This is a genomic window from Maritimibacter sp. UBA3975, from assembly GCF_002384975.1.
Taxonomy (GTDB): Bacteria; Pseudomonadota; Alphaproteobacteria; order Rhodobacterales; family Rhodobacteraceae; genus Maritimibacter.
In genome coordinates this window covers 497168-515814 of record NZ_DGCP01000002.1, presented here as the reverse complement: position 1 = coordinate 515814, position 18647 = coordinate 497168, and the positions used below count along the sequence as shown (strand labels likewise).

Sequence of the window (18647 nt, the reverse complement as noted above, 5' to 3'; positions counted from 1 at the left end):
TTGACGACCCCCGCCACACCCACCGGCGTTCTCGAAGCCGCGGTCTATGTCGATGACCTCGACCGGGCCGAGGATTTCTATGCCGGCGTGGTGGGGCTCGACATCGTGACGCGGAACGATCCGCGCCACATCTTTTTCGCCTGCGGGCCCAGCGTCGTCCTCGCCTTCGTGGCCGAGGAAACGCGCGTCCCGCCGAACGAAGACCAGCTTCCGGTCCCGCCGCATGGCGCGGTCGGGCCGGGGCACATCTGTTTTTCCGTACCGGGCGAAGACCTGGACGGATGGGTCGACCATCTGGTGACCAAAGGGATAGGGATAGAGTCGGACTTTCACTGGCCCCACGGGCCGCGCTCCATCTATGTGCGCGACCCGGCGGGGAACTCGGTGGAATTCGCCGAACCGAAATTGTGGGGACTTACGTGAGCAAAAAACCCGTGATCGAAGCCAATGCGCTCGATCTGACCTTCGAGACGAACGACGGCCCGGTGCAGGCGCTGAAGGGCGTCGACCTCGCCATCGAGAAGGGCGAATTCGTCAGCTTCATCGGCCCCTCGGGCTGTGGCAAGACGACCTTTCTGCGCTGCATCGCGGGGCTGGAAAAGCCGACGGGCGGGTCGCTGACCGTCAACGGCATGACCCCGGACGAGGCGCGAAAGGAACGGGCCTATGGCTATGTCTTCCAGGCGGCCGGGCTGTATCCGTGGCGCACCATCGCGGGCAACGTGCGTCTGCCGCTGGAGATCATGGGCTATCCGAAATCGGAACATGCCGAGCGGGTCGAGAAAGTCCTCTCGCTCGTGGATCTCGAGGGCTTCGGCAAGAAGTTCCCCTGGCAGCTGTCTGGCGGGATGCAGCAGCGGGCCAGCATCGCCCGCGCGCTGGCCTTCGATGCCGATATCCTGCTGATGGACGAACCCTTCGGCGCGCTGGACGAGATCGTGCGCGATCACCTGAACGAACAGCTGCTCGAACTGTGGGCGCGGACGGAAAAAACCATCGCCTTCGTCACGCACTCGATTCCCGAGGCGGTCTACCTGTCGACCAAGATCGTCGTCATGTCCCCCCGCCCGGGGCGCATCACCGACATTATCGACAGTCCGCTCCCGAAGGAGCGGCCGCTCGACATTCGCGACACCAAGGAATTCCTCGACGTGGCCCATCGGGTCCGCGAGGGCCTGCGCGAGGGGCACAGCTATGACTGAGGCAGCATACCGCAGTCGCCCCGTAGCGGAGGGGCGCGCATGAAAAGCATCGTCCCCATCCTCACGGTCGTCGCGGCCATCGTCGTCATCTGGTACGGCGCGGCGGTCTGGATGAATTCCCAATGGGCGCTGGATCAGGCCGGACGGGCCGAGGTCGAGCTGTCGTTCGGAGAACTCGTCACCGATACGCTCTCGCAGGAGCGCCCGCGCCTGCCCGCCCCGCATCAGGTGGTGGCGGAACTGTGGGATTCGACGGTCGGCAAGAGCATTACCTCCAAACGCTCGCTCGTCTTTCACGGCTGGATCACGCTGTCCGCCACGCTCCTCGGCTTCGCGTTCGGCACCGGAATGGGCATCCTGCTGGCCGTGGGTATCGTCCATAGCCGCGCGATGGACATGGGCGTAATGCCCTGGGCCATCGCGAGCCAGACGATCCCGATCCTCGCCATCGCGCCGATGATCATCGTGGTCCTCAGCTCGCTCGGCGTGACCGGGATCATCCCCAAGGCGATAATCTCGGCCTATCTGAGTTTCTTCCCGGTCGTCGTCGGCATGGTGAAGGGCCTGCGCAGCCCGGCGCATATGGACCTCGACCTCATGCACACCTACTCGGCCTCCAGAAATCAGACGTTCTGGAAGCTGCGGATGCCCGCCTCGATGCCCTACCTGTTCGCGTCGCTGAAGGTCGGCATCGCCGCCGCACTCGTCGGGACCATCGTGGGTGAGCTGCCCACCGGTGCGATCCGGGGCCTTGGCGCACGGATGCTGTCGGGGAGCTATTATGGCCAGACCGTTCAGATCTGGTCCGCCCTCATCGCCGCCGCGATCCTTGCCGCGCTTCTCGTGGGCATCATCGGGATCATCCAGCGCAACACGCTCAAACGGATGGGGATGGCGCAATGAGTTGGGGCTGGCTGATCTTCGCACTCGCGTTCTGGGCCGGGGCCTATGCGCTCAACGTCTGGCTCGCCAATTCGCGCTATTCGGACACGCGCGCGGTGCGGCTCGGGGTGCCGGTGATCTTCGGCATCACGATCCTCGTCGTCTGGCAGGGCCTCGTGCGCGGGCTGAACGTGCCGATGGTGATCCTGCCCGCGCCAACGGACATCTGGTTGCGTATCATCGCCTCGGTCCCGACGTTGTGGGAGGATTTCGTCCAGACCTTCGTGAAGGGCGCGCTCACCGGCTACGTCATCGGGTGCAGCGCGGCGGTCATCACGGCGATCCTGATCGACCGCTCGAAGTTCCTGCAACGCGGGCTCCTGCCCGTGGGCAACTTCATCGCGGCGCTTCCCATCGTGGGCACCGCGCCGATCCTCGTCATGTGGTTCGGCTTCGACTGGCAGTCGAAAGCGGCGGTGGTCGTGGTCATGGTGTTTTTCCCGATGCTGGTGAACACGGTCGAGGGCCTCGCGGCCTCGACCCGGATGCAGCAGGACCTGATGGCCACCTATTCGGCCAGTTACCCGCAGACACTGCGCAAACTGCGCCTGCCCGCAGCCATGCCGTTCATTTTCAACGGGCTTAAAATCACGACAACCCTCGCCCTGATCGGGGCCATCGTTGCCGAGTTTTTCGGCAGTCCGATCAAAGGCATGGGTTTTCGCATCTCGACCGAGGTCGGGCGGCTCAGGCTTGATATGGTCTGGGCTGAAATCGCAGTCGCCGCACTCGCCGGGAGTGCCTTCTACGGCGCGGTGGCACTGATAGAAAAAGGGGTGACCTTCTGGCACCCGTCGCAACGAGGCTGAGCACAAAAACTTACCAACGGGAGAAAGACCAATGATGAAAAAAATGACACTGACCGCCGCCGCGCTGGCGCTGACCTCCGGGGCCGCACTGGCCCAGGACGAGGTGACGCTCCAGCTCAAGTGGGTCACGCAAGCACAATTCGGCGGCTACTACGTCGCACTCGAAAAGGGGTTCTACGAAGAAGAGAACCTCGATGTCACGATCAAGCCGGGCGGCCCCGATATCGCGCCCCCGCAGGTCATCGCCGGTGGCGGGGCCGACGTGATCGTGGAATGGATGCCGGCCGCGCTCGCCGCACGCGAACAGGGCCTGCCGCTCGTCAACATCGCCCAGCCGTTCAAGTCGTCCGGCATGATGCTGACGTGCCTTGAAGAAAGCGGGATCACCAGCCCCGACGACTTCCCGGGCAACACGCTTGGCGTCTGGTTCTTCGGCAACGAATACCCGTTCCTGTCGTGGATGAGCACGCTGGGCATCCCGACCGACGGCGGGGAAGAGGGCGTCGAAGTGCTCAAGCAGGGCTTCAACGTCGACCCGCTTCTTCAGAATCAGGCCGCCTGCATCTCGACGATGACCTACAACGAATACTGGCAGGTCATCGACGCGGGCATCGGTGAGGACGAGCTCATCACCTTCAAGTACGAAGATCAGGGCGTCGCGACGCTCGAGGACGGTCTTTATGTGCTCGAAGAGAATCTCGAAGACCCCGAGTTCGTCGACAAGATGGCCCGCTTCGTCTCCGCCTCGATGAAAGGCTGGAAATGGGCCGAAGAGAACCCGGAAGAGGCCGCGATGATCGTGCTTGAATACGATGAAACCGGCGCCCAGACCGAGAAGCACCAGATCCGCATGATGGGCGAAGTCGCCAAGCTGACCGCCGGATCGAACGGCGCGCTCGACCCGGCCGACTACCAGCGGACCGTGGAAACGCTCCTCGGCGGCGGGTCGGACCCGGTCATCACGAAGGAGCCGGAAGGCGCCTACACGACGGAAATCACGGATGCCGCGCTGAACTGAGCGTCAGTCCACTGGCAAAAGGAAGGGCGGCCTGCGGGCCGCCCTTTTTCGTCTCATATCCCCCAATGCGCCTTGCCTATGACGACCGGCGTTTGGATCGTGACGGATGGGTTGAGGGTATCGTCCAGCTTCCGCATGTGCCCGTTGAAACAGGGAATACCCGGCAGGATCACCGCGTTCTGCTGCGCCGCCTCCAGAAAGATCTGCTTGCTCGCATCCGGTATGACGTCGAACCAATTCGGGTCGTCGAATGTGCCGGCATAGACCCCAACGATGTCCAGGAAGCGTTCGAACGACAGATGTGTCTTGGTTCCGCAGGTTTCGCAGAAATGGACATGGACCTTCATGCCGCTGCCGGCCGACCGGGTCGTCCACACCTTTGGCGCACCGGAAATGATGTCGAACACCGTCTTGTCGAAGATCGGTTCGACCATGTGTGTGCCCCCCGTTGCCCTCTGACAGAAATGACAGTGGCACAGCGTAACGTGGCCCGGTTCATCCCGCGCCTCGTACCGCAGACCGCCACACAGGCATCCGCCTTGCTGTGGTTTCATCCGCCCCCTCCTTCAATTCCGAGAACGTAAGAATACCACAGTTTCTACGACTCGCGTCCGCCCATGCTTTCAAGGATCGGGCAATCCGGCCTGTCGTCGCCGTGACAGGCATGAACGAGGTGCGTGAGCGTGTCGCGCATGGCGGTGAGATCCGCGATCTTGCGCTCGATCTCTTCAAGGTGACCCTTGGCGATCTTCTTGACCTCCGCCGAGGCGCGCCCCTTGTCCTCGTAGAGCGCGAGCAGGGCGCGACATTCCTGGATGGAAAAGCCCAGTGCGCGGGCGCGGGCCAGGAACGTCAGGTTGTGGATGTCCACGTCCGAGAACGCCCGGTATCCGTTCGGGTCGCGGTCCGGCGTGACCAGCCCGATCTCTTCGTAATACCGGATGGTCTTGGGCGGCAGGCCCGCCTGAGCGGCAGCGTCGGAAATGTTCATGTCGGCACCTTCACAAAACGGAGTCGGAGGGCATTCGTCAGGACGAAGACCGAGGACATCGCCATCGCAAAGGCGGCGAGCATCGGCGACAGCAGCACCCCGAAGGCGGGATAAAGCGCCCCGGCGGCGACCGGGATCAGCACAACGTTGTAGCCGAAGGCCCAGAACAGGTTTTGGCGAATGTTGCGCATGGTGCGGCGGCTCAGGTGGATCGCGGTCGGCACGCCGGTCAGTTCGCCCGACGACAGCACCACGTCCGCCGCGCCAATGGCCACATCCGTGCCCGTCCCGATGGCAAGCCCGATGTCGGCGGCGGCGAGCGCGGGGGCGTCGTTGATTCCGTCGCCCACAAAGGCGGTCGTGCCATGCGTCGCGCGCAGAGCCTCCAGCGCCTTGACCTTGCCACGCGGCAGGACTTCGGCGGTCACATGGTCGATGCCCAGTCGCCGCGCGATGGCATCGGCCGTGCCTTGCGCGTCGCCCGTGATCATCGCGACCTCGATGCCCATGTCGTGCAGCGCCTTGATCGCGCGGGGTGTGGTTTCCTTGATCGGGTCTTCCACCGCGACAAGCGCGGCCACCGCCCCGTCGATGGCGACGAAGAGTGGCGTCTTGCCGAGAGCGGCGAGCCGCGCGGCGTCCTCGGCCAGCGCGCTGGTGTCGACTTTCTCGCGGTTCATCGGCCGCTCGGCCCCGATCAGGACGGCGTGGCCCTCGACCTCGGCCTTCAAACCGAAGCCGGGAAGTGCCTTGAACCCCCTGGGTTCGGACAGCGTCAGGCCGCGTGCTTCGGCGGCCCGCTGGATCGCGCGGCCAATCGGGTGTTCGGATTGCGATTCGACGCTTGCGGCGAGCCGTAGCGCCGTGTCCGTGTCGTCGCCGATCAGGTCGGTGAGTTCCGGCTGGCCCTCGGTGAGCGTCCCGGTCTTGTCGAGCGCGACGACCTTCACCCCCTCCATGACCTGAAGCGCGTCACCCTTGCGAAACAGCACGCCCAGCTCGGCACCGCGCCCGGTGCCGACCATGATGGAGGTCGGCGTGGCAAGGCCCATCGCGCAGGGGCAGGCGATGATCAGCACCGCGACACCCGAGACCAGCGCGAAGGACAATGCCGGGTCCGGACCGATCGCGAACCAGACCGCCACCGTGAGCGCGGCGATGGTCATGACCCCGGGTACGAACCACCGCGTGATCCGGTCGACGAGCGACTGGATCGGCAGCTTGGCCCCTTGCGCCTGTTCGACCATGCGGATGATCTGCGACAGCGTGGTGTCGGCCCCCACCCGCGTGGCCTGCACCCGCAGCGCGCCGTTGCCGTTGACCGTGCCGCCGGTCACGGAATCGCCCGTCGCCTTCTCCACCGGCACCGGCTCACCCGTAATCATGCTCTCGTCCACCCAGGACTCGCCCGAGACGACCGCGCCATCGGTCGCGATGGCCTCACCGGGCCGGATGACGAGGGTATCGCCTGCCCGCACCTCGTCGGTCGGGAGATCCACGACGGTCCCGCCCCGTTCGACCCGCGCAGTCCGGGGGGCGAGCTCCATGAGCGCGCGGATCGCCTCGCCCGTCCGTCCCTTGGCGCGCGCCTCCATCCAGCGGCCGAAGAGGATCAGGGTCACGATCACGGCAGCGGATTCGAAATAGACGTTGGCGGTGCCCGCCGGGAAGAGCCCGGGCGCAAAGGTCGCAAGCGTGGAATAGACGAACGCCGCCGCCGTCCCCACCGCGACGAGCGAATTCATGTCGGGCGACAGGCGGACAAGCTGCGGAACACCGGCGATAAAGAACCGCCGCCCGGGGATCGCGAGGACCAGCGCGGTCAAGAGGAATTCGCCCACCCGCAGCGCCTGCATCCCGACCAGACCGTGCAGCCAGTCATGAAACGGCGGATAGGCGTGCCCCCCCATCTCGGCGATGAACACCGGCAGGGTCAGGAGCGCGGCGAGCCATGTCATCCGCTTGAGCCGCGTGGTCTCAGCCGCCTTGCGGGCCTCGAGGTCCAGCGAGCCGCCCGACCGCACCTCGGCGCGGTAGCCGGTCGCATTCACCGCCGCCGTGATGGCGGAGGGGGCGATGGTGCCGGCGGCAAAGACCACCCGCGCGGCGTCGCTCGCGGGGTTGGCATGGGCCTCAAGCACCCCCGGCAGGGCGTTCAGCGCCGCTTCGACGGTGGCGACCGCCGCCGCATCGACCAGCCCCTCGACCGCCAGCGAAATCTCATCGGTCACGACCGGATAGCCCGCCCGCGCCAGCGACTCGGCGGTTTCGCCCAGATGCCCCGGCTCGGTGAAGCTGAAGTTGGCGCTTTCTCCGGCGAGGTTCACCGACGGATCGGCCACGAAGGGCAGGCCCTTGAGCGTGTCCTCTACCCGGCCCACACAGGAGGCGCAGTGCATGCCCTCCACCTTGATCGTCATGTCGTTCATTCGCGTCGCTCCAGTGTCGACCCCTCACATAAGGCCTCCAGTCACTGGAAGGTCAAGAGGCCGCAATGCAAGAGCCGCCAGGGCGATTGACGAACGGGGGAAGCGGCCCTAGCTCACGGACAGACACAGGAGAGACCCATGACGACCTTTTCCGTACCCGAGATGAGCTGCGGCCATTGCAAGGCCAAGATCGAGGATGCCGTTCTCGATGCCGACGAGGGCGCTTTGATCGACTTCGACATGGACGCGCGGGAGGTCGATATCGATTCGACGCTCGACACCGCCGCGCTGGCGGAGGCCATCAAGACGGCCGGGTACGAGTCCAGCCCCAAGGCCTGAGCGGCTTTCACCTCTCCCGGCCCTGCGATAGGGTCGCGGCAGGCAACGGCGGAGACGGAACATGGCGCAACGACTTCACCTCGTGTTCGGGGGCGAGCTGGTCGATCCGACCAGAACCGAGTTCAAGGATGTGGACGACATCCACATCGTCGGCATCTTCCCGGACTATGCCACGGCCTATGACGCCTGGCGCGCCGAGGCGCAGCGCACGGTGGACAACGCCCACATGCGCTATTTCATCGCCCACCTGCACCGGTTGCGCGACGAGGAAACGCCCGCGTCGCCGACCGAGGAGCTGGAATAGGCTTCTCATGGCGAAACGCCCCGGCCTTTCGGTCTATCTCGCCTCCCAGAAACTGCGCGCCCGCTCCCGGGCCGAAGCACGGCTCAAACGCGGGCTGGCCGAAGGCTCGGAGGACGTGACCCGCGCGGCGGAGCGGTTCGGCAAGCCGCGCTGCGACCGCCCCGTAGGTCCGCTCGTCTGGCTCCATGCCGGAAACGAGGTCGAGGCGCTGGGGTTTCCCGAGCTGATCGACCGGCTGGCTGAAGAGCGCGACGACCTGAATTTCCTCGTGACCACGTCGGGCCACGACCCGGACCACCCGCTCGAGGCACGACTGCCGCCGAACATCATCCTGCAATACGCCCCTTACGATCATGCCGATGCCGTGGACACCTTCCTCGGCCACTGGAAGCCCGACATCTGCCTCTGGGCCGAAAACCGGTTCGAGCCGGGGCTGATAGACCGCGCGGCCAAGGCGGGCCTGCCCATGATACTAGTGGATGCGCGGGTGCCCGACAGGCCCGGCTGGCGTTGGCTTCCCGGCATCCGCCGCTCGCTTTTGCGCCATTTCGAACATGTGCTGGCGGGCGACACCGCCGCGCGGGACGGGCTGATCGCTTTGGGCGTCGACTCCCAGCGGGTCGAGGCAGTCGGGTTCCTCCAGGAGGGGACGGCCCCCCTCACCTGTAGTCAGGCCGAGCGTGACATGCTCGCCGAAGAGCTGGCCGCGCGGCCGGTCTGGTTCGCCGCTGGCGCCGATCCGGGGGAGTTCGAAGACCTCGTGCGCATCCAGCAACAGGTCATGCGCCGGTCCCACCGCCTGTTGCTGATCCTCGCCCCGCGCGATCCCGCGGACGGCCCCGGCCTTGCCCGCGCGCTGGAGAGTGACGGATGGGTCGTGGGTCTGCGCTCGGTCGAGGATGAGCCGGAACCGGATGTCGAGATTTTCATCGCCGACGTGCCGGGGGAATTCGGTCTGTGGTATCGCCTCGCGCCCATGTCCTTCATGGGCGGCACGCTCGCCGGTGGTGCCGTGCGCAACCCGTATGAGGCCGCCGCGCTCGGCTCGGCGGTGCTTTTCGGCCCCAAGACGGGACCGTGGCGCGAGAGCTTCGAACGGCTGCGCGGCGCGGGGGCGGCGCGGTCGGTGGAGGATGGCAAGATGCTGTCGCGCGCGGTGGAACACCTGCTCGCCCCCGATCAGGTCGCGCATATGGCCGCCGCAGCCTGGGACGTGACCACGAACGGGGCCGAGGCGACCGACCGGGTGGTCGAGATCACGCTCGACACCCTCGACCGGGTGGGCGCGTGATCCTACGCGACCGGTTGTTCGGCGCGCGGCCCCAGCCCGTCACCATGCCGGTTCCTGTCATCGCGGTCGCGAGCCTCACGCGGGGCGGCACGGGCAAGACACCGATGGCCATCGCCCTCGCCCAGCGCCTCCGCGATGCGCGGCGCACAGTCTCGGTGGTCATGCGCGGACCGGGTGCGCCGCTCAAGGTCGATGAACGCCGTCACGGCACGGCGGACGTGGGCGACGAGGCGCTGCTGTCGGCGGCCTTCGGCGCCACATGGGTCGGCGCTGACCTCCCTGCCACAGCGCGCGCCGCCTGCGGGGACGGGGCGGAGGTGCTGATCGTCGAGGAGGACGGGATGACCGCGATCGCGCCGGACCTGCGCCTTCTGGTCGAGGATGCGGTGAGCGGGTTCGGCAACGGGCGGCGCTGGCCTTTGGGTCCGCTGCATGAGCCGCTGTCCAAGGGTCTCGCCCGCGCCGACGCGCTCATCACGCCCGGCCCGACCAGCGCCCAGGAGCGATTCAGCCCAACCCCGATCCCGCGCTTTCCCGCCCGGCTCGCGCCGCTTCAGACCGGCATGAACTGGAGTGGCCTGCGCGTGCTGGCCTTCGCGGGTATCAGCCGCCCGGAGCGGTTCTTCGCCACGCTCCACGACCTTGGGGCCGAACTCGTTCGCACGCAGGCTCTGACCGATCATCAGGAGATGACTTCGACGCTCCTCACCCGGCTGGACCGGGAGGCGGCGATGGCCCGCGCGCAGCTTGTCACGACCGAGAAGGACGCCGTGCGCCTGCCCGCGCGATTCCGGCCCAAGGTGCTCGTCCTGCCAGTCCGTCTGGAACTTGCCGACTGGGCCCCGCTGGACCGGCTGATTGCCGAGCGGATCGGCCCCGCCTCTGCTTGATGCCACCCCGGCTTTCCCCTAGCGTCCGTGCATGACGACTGCATTGTTTTCCCACGACGCCTGCCTCGACCACGTCACCCCGCCGGGCCACCCCGAGCAGGTTGCGCGGCTGGAGGCCATCGGGCGCGCCCTCGCCACCGACACCTTCGCCCCGCTCGACAGGCGCGTAGCGCCACTGGGCGAGGAAAAGCATGTCCGCCTGGCCCATCCGCTGGTCCATTTCGACAGGATTCGCACGTCGGGGCCCGACGAGGGCTACACCCAGATCGACGCCGACACCTCCATGTCGCCCGGCAGCTTCGAGGCGGCCCTGCGCGCGGTGGGCGGCAATGTCGCCGCCGTGGATGCCGTGCTTGCGGGCGACGTGCGCAACGCCTTTGTCGCGACCCGTCCGCCCGGCCACCACGCGGAGAAGGCCAAGCCGATGGGGTTCTGCCTGTTTTCCAACGTGGCGATCGCCGCGCTCCATGCAATCGAGCACCACGGGCTCGACCGCGTGGCCGTGATCGACTTCGACGTCCACCACGGCAACGGCACGCAGGACGTGCTGTGGAACGAAAGCAGCATCCGCTTCGCCTCCAGCCACCAGATGCCGCTGTACCCCGGCACCGGCGCGCCCGGCGAGCGCGGGGCCTACGACCAGATCCTGAACGTGGGCCTCGGCTCCGGCAGCGGCTCGGACATCATGCGGCAGGCCTGGGGGGACCGTATCCTGCCGTGGATCGCGGACTATGAACCGCAGCTCATCCTCGTCTCCGCCGGGTTCGACGCGCATACCGACGACCCGCTCGCAGGGTTGAACTGGCGCACCGAGGACTACGAATGGGTCACCAACCGGATCGTCGATGCGGCCGAGGACGTGTGCGAGGGCCGGGTGGTCTCCACCCTTGAGGGCGGCTATGATCTCGACGCGCTGGCGGTCAGCACCGCGGCGCATGTGAAGACCCTGATGGAGCGTGGCGCATGAGTGAGACCCCGGTAAAAGACATGAGCTTCGAGCAGGCCATGCGCGAGCTTGAGCAGGTCGTGAGCCAGCTTGAACGCGGCGACGTGGCGCTTGAGGAATCGATCAAGCTTTACGAACGCGGCGCCGCGCTCAAGGCCCAGTGCGAGACCAAGCTCAAGGCCGCCGAGGAAAAGGTGGCCCAGATTACGCTGGATCGTGACGGGACCCCGACGGGAACGACTCCTGTCGAGACCGAGTGATGTTCACCGAGCTGCTGGCGGCCCATAACCGGATCGCGCGCTCCTGTCTGTCCGAAGCGCTGCCCAAGACCGGGCCGCTTGCCGAACCGATGGCCTATGCCTGCGAAGGCGGCAAGGGATTGCGCGGCTTCCTCGTGATCGAGAGCGCGGCCTTGTTCGGCATCCCGCCGGAGCAGTCGCGCTTTGGCGCCGCCGGAATCGAGGCGATGCATGCCTGTTCGCTCGTCCATGACGACCTGCCCTGCATGGATGACGACGACTTGCGCCGGGGGCGACCGACCGTCCATGTGAAATGGGACGAGGCGACCGGTGTGCTGGTAGGCGACGCCCTGCAATCCGTGGCGTTCGAGCTTGTCGCCCATCCCGACGCCGGGTCCGGCGAGGTGCGTGCCGAACTGGCCCGGACCCTCGGGCGCGGCGCGGGCGGGCTGGGAATGGTCATGGGTCAGGCGCTCGACCTCGCCGCCGAAGTGGCAACCGACCCGCTCACGCTGGACGAGATTATCGCGCTTCAGGCGGGCAAGACCGGGGCGCTGTTCGAATGGTCCGCCTTTGCCGGTGCGATCCTCGGCGAAGCCAACCGCGAACCGCTGCGCCAGTATGGTGCAGCACTCGGTCAGGCGTTCCAGATCGCCGACGACATCCTCGATATCGAGGGCGACCCCGACACCGTCGGCAAGGCCGTACGCAAGGATCAGGACGCCGGAAAAGCCACCTTTGTCTCGGCCCTTGGCATGGACGGCGCGCGAAAGCGTGCCCATATGCTGGTGGAAACCGCCTGTGACGTGCTGTCCCAATACGGCCCGAAAGCCGAAAACTTGCGGGAAGCCGCACGCTTCGCTATTTCGCGGACGAATTGATAACGAGGCCCCCATGCCCGACGCGCCAGCCACACCGCTTCTCGACCGCATCGCATCCCCTGCCGACATGAAGGGGCTGTCGGTGTCGCAACTGCGGCAACTGGCGGATGAGCTTCGGGCCGAGACGATCCATTCCGTGTCAAAGACCGGCGGGCACCTTGGCGCGGGTCTGGGCGTGGTCGAAATCACCGTCGCGCTTCACGCCATTTTCGACACGCCGCATGACAAGCTGATCTGGGATGTCTCGCACCAATGCTACCCGCACAAGATCCTGACCGGGCGGCGCGACCGCATGACCTCGATCCGGCAAAAGGACGGGCTGTCGGGATTCACCAAGCGCACCGAGTCGCCTTACGATCCGTTCGGCGCGGCGCATAGCTCCACCTCGATCTCGGCGGCCCTCGGGTTCGCCGTGGCCCGTGACCTTGGCGGATCGCCCGAGAACGGGATCGGGGATTGTATCGCCGTGATCGGCGACGGCGCGATGAGCGCGGGCATGGCCTTCGAGGCGCTGAACAACGCGGGCGCGCTCGACAAACGCCTGATTGTGGTGCTGAACGACAACGAGATGTCCATCGCCCCGCCAGTTGGTGCCATGTCCTCCTACCTGTCGCGCCTCTATGCGGGCGAGCCGTTTCAGGAGTTCAAGGCCGCCGCCAAGGGCGCCGTGCGCCTCCTCCCCCCGCCGTTTCAGGAGGGCGCGCGCCGCGCCAAGGAAATGCTCAAGGGCATGACCGTGGGCGGCACGATGTTCGAGGAGCTGGGCTTTTCCTATGTCGGCCCCATCGACGGGCACGACATGGACCAGCTCACCCAAGTGCTGCGCACGGTCCACGACCGCGCAACCGGCCCGGTGCTGATCCATGCGATCACGAAGAAGGGCAAGGGTTACGCCCCCGCCGAGGAACGCGATGACCGGGGCCATGCGACGGCCAAGTTCGACGTGCCCACCGGCAAGCAGCACAAGTCGCCCTCGAACGCGCCTTCCTATACCTCGGTCTTCGGCAAGACGCTGACCAAGCTGGGCGAGACCGACGACCGGATCGTTGCGGTCACGGCCGCCATGCCGGATGGCACCGGGGTCGACATCTTTGGTGCGCGCTTCCCGAACCGCGTGTTCGACGTCGGCATCGCCGAGCAGCACGGCGTTACCTTTTCCGCAGGCCTCGCTGCGGGCGGGATGCGGCCCTTCTGCGCCATCTACTCCACCTTCCTGCAACGCGGCTACGATCAGGTGGTGCATGACGTGGCGATCCAGCGCCTTCCCGTGCGCTTCATGATCGACCGGGCCGGACTTGTCGGCGCGGACGGAGCGACCCATGCGGGCAGTTTCGACATCGCCTATCTCTCGAACCTCCCGGATTTCGTCGTGATGGCCCCCTCGGACGAGGCGGAGCTGGTCAACATGATCGAAACCGCGCGCGGGATCGACGACCGCCCGTCCGCCGTGCGCTACCCGCGCGGCGCGGGTGTGGGCACCGAAATGCCCGAGACACCAACCGCGCTGGAAATCGGCAAGGGCCGCATCGTGCAGGAGGGCAAGCGCGTCGCGCTCCTGTCCCTCGGGCCCCGCCTCGCCCATGCCCGCAAGGCCGCCGAAACGCTGGCCGCCAAGGGGATCACCCCGACCATCGCGGACGCCCGTTTCGCCAAGCCGCTGGACGAGGAGTTGATCCTGGGCCTCGCGCGCGACCACGAGGTGCTCATCACCATCGAAGAGGGCGCGATCGGCGGGTTCGGAAGCCATGTCGCGCAGCTTCTGGCGGAAAACGGCGTTTTTGATTCGGGGCTGAAATATCGCTCGATGGTCCTGCCGGACACCTTCATCGACCAGGCCACCCCGGACGAAATGTACGAAAGCGCGGGCCTGACCGCTGACCATATCGTCGAGAAAGTGCAGGCCGCCCTGGGTATCGCGACACTCGGATCTCAGCGCGCCTGACGCCCCTGCACAACACGCGCGCTCGTCGGCCGGTCGCGGCACGCGGCGCGACCCGGCCCGCTCCGCTGAGCCTTAGCTTTCGGCGGCCAGAAGCGCCTCCAACCCTTCCCGGTAGGTCGGATAGATCAGCTCGACACCAAGCTCGTGCTTCATCCGGTCGTTCCGCACCCGCTTGGACTCGGCATAGAAACTGCGCGCCATCGGCGTCATCTCGGCCTCGTCGATGCTCTCCTCGGGCGGCACAGGCACACCCAGAAGCTCCGCGGCATAGGCGATGACGTCCTGCGGCGGCGCAGCCTCATCGTCACAGACGTTGTAAATCCGCCCCGGCCGTGGATGCGCGATAGAGGCGGCGAGCACCTGCGCAATGTCCTCCACATGAATGCGCGAAAACACCTGACCCTCTTTCACGATCCGCCGCGCCGTGCCCTTGCGCACCTTGGCGAAAGGTCCGCGCCCTGGGCCATAGATTCCGGCGAGACGGAAGATGTGAAGCGGGAGCATCTTGGTCTCCTTGGCGAGCATCCACCATTCGCCCTCGGCCTTCACCCGCTGCTTGCCGCGCTCGGTGCCGGGGGTCAGCCCCGTTTCCTCGTCCACCCATCCACCTTCGTGGTCGCCGTAGACGCCCGTGGTCGACAGGTAGCCAACCCAATCGAGCCGATCCGCGACCGCCGCGATCTCATCCCGCCAGTCCGCGATGACCGGGTCGCCGTTTTCGCCCGGCCCGGCGGAGACGAGGATATGGGTCGCCGACCGGATCGCCGGGGCGAGGTCTTCGCCCGGCCAGATCACGGGTTCGACCCCTTCCGCGCGCAAAGCCTCGGCCTTTTCCGCCGACCGCGTGGTTCCGAGGACCCGCCACCCTTGGGGGATCAGCTGACGGGAAAGCGCGCGGGCGGAGTAGCCATGTCCGAAGGAAAGCAGGGTGCGTGTCATACGGGCGCATTCTTCACCGGCTAGCTCCGGATGCAACCCCTTGCGCCCGCGCAAAATTACAGGACAATTGCTCCATGACAGAGTTTCCATTGAAATCATGGGCCGAGACCGCCCCGCGCCTCGTCGCGGTCGCCGCCGGACGCGAGCCCGCCGACCTCGTCATCCGGGGCGGCAAGGTCGTGAACGTCCACACGCGCGAAGTGCTCGACGGCTGGCAGGTGGCCATCGCCGAGGGCCGCTTCGCCTATGTCGGGCCGGATGCGTCGCACTGCATCGGTGACGCGACCGAGATCATCGAAGCCGAAGGCAGATACCTGATTCCCGGCCTGTGCGACGCGCATATGCATATCGAAAGCGGCATGCTTACCCCCGCCGAATTCGCGGCCGCCGTGATCCCGCATGGCACGACCAGCATGTTCACCGACCCGCATGAGATCGCAAACGTGCTGGGGCTGGAAGGCGTGCGGCTCATGCATGACGAGGCCGCGCTTCAGCCGGTCAACATCTTCACCCAGATGCCCTCCTGCGCGCCTTCCGCGCCGGGGCTCGAGACCACCGGGCGCGAAATCACGCCGGAGGACGTGGCCGAGGCCATGACATGGCCCGGCATCATCGGGCTGGGCGAGATGATGAACTTTCCCGGCGTGGTCCACGGCGATGCCAAGATGCTGGCCGAGATCGCCGCGACGCAGAACGCGAACAAGACGGTCGGCGGGCACTATGCCAGCCCCGACCTCGGGCCGGCCTTTCACGCCTATGCGGCGGGTGGTCCGGCGGACGATCACGAAGGCACCTGCGAGGCCGACGCGATTGCGCGGGTCCGGCAGGGGATGCGCAGCATGATGCGGCTGGGGTCAGCGTGGTACGACGTCGAAAGCCAGATTACCGCGGTGACCGAAAAGGGCCTCGACCCGCGCGGGTTCATCCTGTGCACCGACGACAGCCATTCCGGCACGCTGGTCAACGAGGGCCACATGAACCGCGTCGTGCGCCACGCCATTGCCTGCGGGGCCGATCCGCTCGTCGCGCTCCAGATGGCGACGTTGAACACCGCGGCGCATTTCGGGCTGGAGCGCGAGCTTGGCGCCATCGCGCCCGGTCGCCGCGCCGACGTGATCCTGACCTCGGACCTCACCACGCTGCCCATCGAACGCGTCATCGCGCGGGGGCGGACGGTGGCCGAGAACGGCAAGATCACCGTGACCTGCCCGCATCTGGACTGGCCCCTCCATGCCCGCGACACGGTGCATCTGGGCAAGCTCCTTGCCGCCGATGACTTCAGGATCGCAGCGCCAGAGGGCGCCAATTCCGTCACCGCCAAGGTCATCGGCGTGGTCGAGAATCAGGCGCCGACCAAGGCGCTGACCGCCGATCTTCAGGTTTCGGACGGCACCGTGGAGCCGGACGAAGCCAACGACATCGCCCAGATCGCGCTGGTCGAACGCCACCGGGGCACGGGGGATGTGACCAACGGCTTCGTTTCGGGCTTCGGCTACACCGGCGACATGGCGATGGCCTCCACCGTCGCCCATGACAGCCACCACATGATCGTCGTCGGCACCTCGCGCCGCGACATGGCGCTGGCCGCGAACCGGTTGGGCGAAGTGGCCGGCGGCATCACCGTGTTCAAGGACGGCAAGGAGATCGCGCTGGTCGAACTGCCCGTCGCGGGCCTCATGTCGGACGAGCCGGCCGAGACGGTCGCGGTCAAGGCACAGGCGATGGTCGAGGCGATGGCCGCCTGCGGCTGCACGCTCAACAACGCCTATATGCAGCACTCGCTGCTTGCGCTGGTGGTCATCCCTGAATTACGCATCTCCGATCTCGGTTTGGTCGACGTGACCAAGTTCGAGCTGACCGAACTGTTCGAGGAGCCCTGATGTCCGCCGACCTGACCCTGCCGATCAAGACGCCGCCGAAGGTCGAAGCGGAGTTCTTCACCGATGCCGCGAAAGCTGTCGACCGGCTGTGCGAGCTCTACGATGCCGCCTGTGACTTCCTGACCGAGAAATTCTCGGAATCCGCAGAAGTGGCCGAGCAGCCCGAGACACGGTTCCGCGCCTATTACCCGGAAATCCGACTGCGCACGACCAGCCATGCGGCGACCGACAGCCGCCTGTCCTTCGGGCATGTCGCTGGGCCGGGCACCTATTCGACCACGATCACCCGGCCCGACCTGTTCCGGAACTACCTCGAACAGCAGATCGGCCTTTTGATCCAGAACCACGGCCTTCCGGTCGCCATCGGTCATTCCACGACGCCGATTCCGGTGCATTTTGCCGTGGCGGGCCGCCCGGATATCACCGTCCCGCAGGAAGGCGCGATGCCGTTTCCGCTGCGCGACGTGTTCGACGTGCCGGACCTGTCCAATACCCACGACGATATCGTCAACGGCGTGGACTATGTGCATGAGGACGGCTCGCATCCGCTGGCCCCGTTCACCGCCCAGCGCATCGACTATTCGCTCGCCCGACTGAGCCACTACACGGCGACCAAGGCCGAGCATTTCCAGAACCACGTCCTGTTCACGAACTACCAGTTCTACGTCGAAGAGTTCGAGCTCTTCGCGCGCGCCATGCTGGCCGACAAGGACAGCGGCTACACCGGCTTCGTGGGTCCGGGGAATGTCGAGATCACGACGCCCAAGGGCGAGATTCCGGTGCTCGCCAAGCTGCCGCAGATGCCCGCCTACCACCTGAAGCGGGCGGACGGATCGGGCGTCACGCTGGTCAACATCGGTGTCGGCCCGTCGAACGCCAAGACGGCGACCGACCATATCGCGGTGCTGCGCCCGCATGCGTGGCTGATGGTCGGGCATTGCGCCGGGCTCAGAAACTCCCAGCGGCTGGGCGATTTCGTGCTCGCCCATGCCTATCTGCGCGAGGACAAGGTGCTCGACGCCGATCTGCCGATCTGGGTGCCGATCCCCCCGCTCGCGGAAATCCAGATCGCGCTGGAGGATGCCGTGGCCGACGTGACCGAGCTGGAAGGGTTCGAGCTCAAGCGGATCATGCGGACCGGCACCGTCGCCTCGCTCGACAACCGCAACTGGGAACTGCGCGACCATTCCGGCCCGGTCCAGCGGCTGAGCCAGTCACGCGCCGTCGCACTCGACATGGAAAGCGCCACGATCGCGGCCAACGGATTCCGGTTCCGCGTCCCGTATGGCACGCTCCTGTGCGTGTCGGACAAGCCGCTGCACGGAGAACTGAAGCTGCCGGGCATGGCCAGTGACTTCTACACAACGCAGGTCGGCCGCCATTTGCTTATCGGGATCAGAGCGATGGAACGCCTCCGGGAGATGCCTCTGGAGCGCATTCACAGCCGGAAATTGCGTGCTTTCGACGAAACTGCCTTCCTTTGAGTAGGGTTTTCCCGACGGAACACCATGAAACCCGTTATTTTCTTGCCGATCACGAGCAAAATGGTTGTGCCGCCCCGGCGCGTTCCATTAAATGCCCGCAATGAAACCCCGAAGATGGGAC

The 18647-nt window shown here is 66.3% G+C and carries 19 protein-coding genes; 15 read left to right on the top strand and 4 right to left on the bottom strand.

The features are described 5' to 3' along the window. The 5 genes from B2585_RS02790 to B2585_RS02770 are packed head-to-tail and all read left to right on the top strand — an operon-like array spanning position 1 to position 3971. Positions 1 to 423, top strand: coding sequence for a VOC family protein (locus tag B2585_RS02790; protein ID WP_292019746.1), 423 nt, complete (start codon positions 1 to 3; stop codon positions 421 to 423). A gap of 11 nt (positions 424 to 434) precedes the next feature. Beyond that, on the top strand, positions 435 to 1202 hold the full coding sequence (locus B2585_RS02785) for an ABC transporter ATP-binding protein (RefSeq protein WP_292019868.1): 768 nt from the start codon (positions 435 to 437) through the stop codon (positions 1200 to 1202). A gap of 39 nt (positions 1203 to 1241) precedes the next feature. Beyond that, positions 1242 to 2105, top strand: coding sequence for an ABC transporter permease (locus B2585_RS02780; protein ID WP_292019744.1), 864 nt, complete (start codon positions 1242 to 1244; stop codon positions 2103 to 2105). After that, on the top strand, positions 2102 to 2953 hold the full coding sequence (locus B2585_RS02775) for an ABC transporter permease (protein WP_292019742.1): 852 nt from the start codon (positions 2102 to 2104) through the stop codon (positions 2951 to 2953). The genes B2585_RS02780 and B2585_RS02775 overlap by 4 nt, the downstream gene beginning before the upstream one ends. A gap of 34 nt (positions 2954 to 2987) precedes the next feature. Further along, positions 2988 to 3971 carry an ABC transporter substrate-binding protein gene (locus tag B2585_RS02770; RefSeq protein ID WP_292019740.1) on the top strand — a complete coding sequence of 328 codons (984 nt, stop codon included), beginning with the start codon at positions 2988 to 2990 and terminating at the stop codon, positions 3969 to 3971. Between the two features lie 53 nt (positions 3972 to 4024). Here B2585_RS02770 and B2585_RS02765 read toward each other — a convergent pair whose 3' ends face one another. From B2585_RS02765 to B2585_RS02755, 3 genes are read right to left on the bottom strand one after another with little or no spacing between them, the layout of a single operon-like run. Then, positions 4025 to 4525 (bottom strand): GFA family protein, encoded by a 501-nt coding sequence (locus B2585_RS02765; protein ID WP_292019738.1) that lies wholly within the window; start codon positions 4523 to 4525, stop codon positions 4025 to 4027. Positions 4526 to 4569: 44 nt separating this feature from the next. Next, the gene (gene cueR / locus B2585_RS02760) at positions 4570 to 4962 is read right to left on the bottom strand and encodes a Cu(I)-responsive transcriptional regulator (protein WP_292019736.1); all 393 of its coding nucleotides are present in this window, start codon (positions 4960 to 4962) and stop codon (positions 4570 to 4572) included. Further along, positions 4959 to 7391, bottom strand: a complete 2433-nt coding sequence (locus B2585_RS02755; RefSeq protein WP_292019734.1) for a heavy metal translocating P-type ATPase — start codon at positions 7389 to 7391, stop codon at positions 4959 to 4961. The genes cueR and B2585_RS02755 overlap by 4 nt, the downstream gene beginning before the upstream one ends. 138 nt (positions 7392 to 7529) lie before the next feature. Between B2585_RS02755 and B2585_RS02750 the strand changes: the two genes are divergently transcribed. The 8 genes from B2585_RS02750 (at position 7530) to dxs (ending at position 14223) form a co-directional block, all read left to right on the top strand. Further along, positions 7530 to 7730 (top strand): heavy-metal-associated domain-containing protein, encoded by a 201-nt coding sequence (locus B2585_RS02750; RefSeq protein ID WP_292019732.1) that lies wholly within the window; start codon positions 7530 to 7532, stop codon positions 7728 to 7730. 61 nt (positions 7731 to 7791) lie between these two features. Continuing rightward, positions 7792 to 8034 carry a DUF4170 domain-containing protein gene (locus B2585_RS02745; protein WP_292019730.1) on the top strand — a complete coding sequence of 81 codons (243 nt, stop codon included), beginning with the start codon at positions 7792 to 7794 and terminating at the stop codon, positions 8032 to 8034. Positions 8035 to 8041: 7 nt separating this feature from the next. Next, positions 8042 to 9325 (top strand): 3-deoxy-D-manno-octulosonic acid transferase, encoded by a 1284-nt coding sequence (locus B2585_RS02740; RefSeq protein WP_292019726.1) that lies wholly within the window; start codon positions 8042 to 8044, stop codon positions 9323 to 9325. Continuing rightward, positions 9322 to 10215 carry a tetraacyldisaccharide 4'-kinase gene (lpxK, locus tag B2585_RS02735; RefSeq protein WP_292019724.1) on the top strand — a complete coding sequence of 298 codons (894 nt, stop codon included), beginning with the start codon at positions 9322 to 9324 and terminating at the stop codon, positions 10213 to 10215. Before B2585_RS02740 ends, lpxK begins: the two co-directional genes overlap by 4 nt. 31 nt (positions 10216 to 10246) lie before the next feature. Continuing rightward, a complete protein-coding gene (locus B2585_RS02730) occupies positions 10247 to 11182 on the top strand; it encodes a histone deacetylase family protein (RefSeq protein ID WP_292019722.1) in 936 nt (311 codons plus the stop codon). Next, the gene (locus tag B2585_RS02725; protein ID WP_292019721.1) at positions 11179 to 11421 is read left to right on the top strand and encodes an exodeoxyribonuclease VII small subunit; all 243 of its coding nucleotides are present in this window, start codon (positions 11179 to 11181) and stop codon (positions 11419 to 11421) included. Before B2585_RS02730 ends, B2585_RS02725 begins: the two co-directional genes overlap by 4 nt. Next, a complete protein-coding gene (locus B2585_RS02720; RefSeq protein ID WP_292019719.1) occupies positions 11421 to 12281 on the top strand; it encodes a polyprenyl synthetase family protein in 861 nt (286 codons plus the stop codon). Before B2585_RS02725 ends, B2585_RS02720 begins: the two co-directional genes overlap by 1 nt. 13 nt (positions 12282 to 12294) lie before the next feature. After that, the gene (gene dxs, locus B2585_RS02715) at positions 12295 to 14223 is read left to right on the top strand and encodes a 1-deoxy-D-xylulose-5-phosphate synthase (RefSeq protein ID WP_292019717.1); all 1929 of its coding nucleotides are present in this window, start codon (positions 12295 to 12297) and stop codon (positions 14221 to 14223) included. 72 nt (positions 14224 to 14295) lie between these two features. Here dxs and B2585_RS02710 read toward each other — a convergent pair whose 3' ends face one another. Further along, positions 14296 to 15162, bottom strand: a complete 867-nt coding sequence (locus B2585_RS02710) for an SDR family oxidoreductase (RefSeq protein ID WP_292019715.1) — start codon at positions 15160 to 15162, stop codon at positions 14296 to 14298. A gap of 74 nt (positions 15163 to 15236) precedes the next feature. On the opposite strand from B2585_RS02710, the gene ade reads away from it, so the two are divergent. After that, the gene (ade, locus tag B2585_RS02705) at positions 15237 to 17042 is read left to right on the top strand and encodes an adenine deaminase (protein ID WP_292019713.1); all 1806 of its coding nucleotides are present in this window, start codon (positions 15237 to 15239) and stop codon (positions 17040 to 17042) included. After that, positions 17042 to 18526: an AMP nucleosidase gene (locus tag B2585_RS02700; protein WP_292019710.1), complete on the top strand. Its 1485-nt coding sequence runs from the start codon at positions 17042 to 17044 to the stop codon at positions 18524 to 18526. Before ade ends, B2585_RS02700 begins: the two co-directional genes overlap by 1 nt. The last annotated feature ends 121 nt before the right edge of the window (positions 18527 to 18647 follow it).

Excerpts from the sequence above, each read along its gene's own strand:
- B2585_RS02740 (WP_292019726.1), top strand. The coding sequence starts at position 8,042 with ATGGCGAAACGCCCCGGCCTTTCGGTCTATCTCGCCTCCCAGAAACTG.
- B2585_RS02770 (WP_292019740.1), top strand. The coding sequence starts at position 2,988 with ATGAAAAAAATGACACTGACCGCCGCCGCGCTGGCGCTGACCTCCGGG.
- B2585_RS02700 (WP_292019710.1), top strand. The coding sequence starts at position 17,042 with ATGTCCGCCGACCTGACCCTGCCGATCAAGACGCCGCCGAAGGTCGAA.
- B2585_RS02755 (WP_292019734.1), bottom strand. The coding sequence starts at position 7,391 with ATGAACGACATGACGATCAAGGTGGAGGGCATGCACTGCGCCTCCTGT.
- dxs (WP_292019717.1), top strand. The coding sequence starts at position 12,295 with ATGCCCGACGCGCCAGCCACACCGCTTCTCGACCGCATCGCATCCCCT.
- B2585_RS02720 (WP_292019719.1), top strand. The coding sequence starts at position 11,421 with ATGTTCACCGAGCTGCTGGCGGCCCATAACCGGATCGCGCGCTCCTGT.
- B2585_RS02730 (WP_292019722.1), top strand. The coding sequence starts at position 10,247 with ATGACGACTGCATTGTTTTCCCACGACGCCTGCCTCGACCACGTCACC.
- ade (WP_292019713.1), top strand. The coding sequence starts at position 15,237 with ATGACAGAGTTTCCATTGAAATCATGGGCCGAGACCGCCCCGCGCCTC.
- cueR (WP_292019736.1), bottom strand. The coding sequence starts at position 4,962 with ATGAACATTTCCGACGCTGCCGCTCAGGCGGGCCTGCCGCCCAAGACC.
- B2585_RS02710 (WP_292019715.1), bottom strand. The coding sequence starts at position 15,162 with ATGACACGCACCCTGCTTTCCTTCGGACATGGCTACTCCGCCCGCGCG.
- B2585_RS02745 (WP_292019730.1), top strand. The coding sequence starts at position 7,792 with ATGGCGCAACGACTTCACCTCGTGTTCGGGGGCGAGCTGGTCGATCCG.
- B2585_RS02750 (WP_292019732.1), top strand. The coding sequence starts at position 7,530 with ATGACGACCTTTTCCGTACCCGAGATGAGCTGCGGCCATTGCAAGGCC.
- B2585_RS02725 (WP_292019721.1), top strand. The coding sequence starts at position 11,179 with ATGAGTGAGACCCCGGTAAAAGACATGAGCTTCGAGCAGGCCATGCGC.
- B2585_RS02775 (WP_292019742.1), top strand. The coding sequence starts at position 2,102 with ATGAGTTGGGGCTGGCTGATCTTCGCACTCGCGTTCTGGGCCGGGGCC.
- B2585_RS02780 (WP_292019744.1), top strand. The coding sequence starts at position 1,242 with ATGAAAAGCATCGTCCCCATCCTCACGGTCGTCGCGGCCATCGTCGTC.
- B2585_RS02765 (WP_292019738.1), bottom strand. The coding sequence starts at position 4,525 with ATGAAACCACAGCAAGGCGGATGCCTGTGTGGCGGTCTGCGGTACGAG.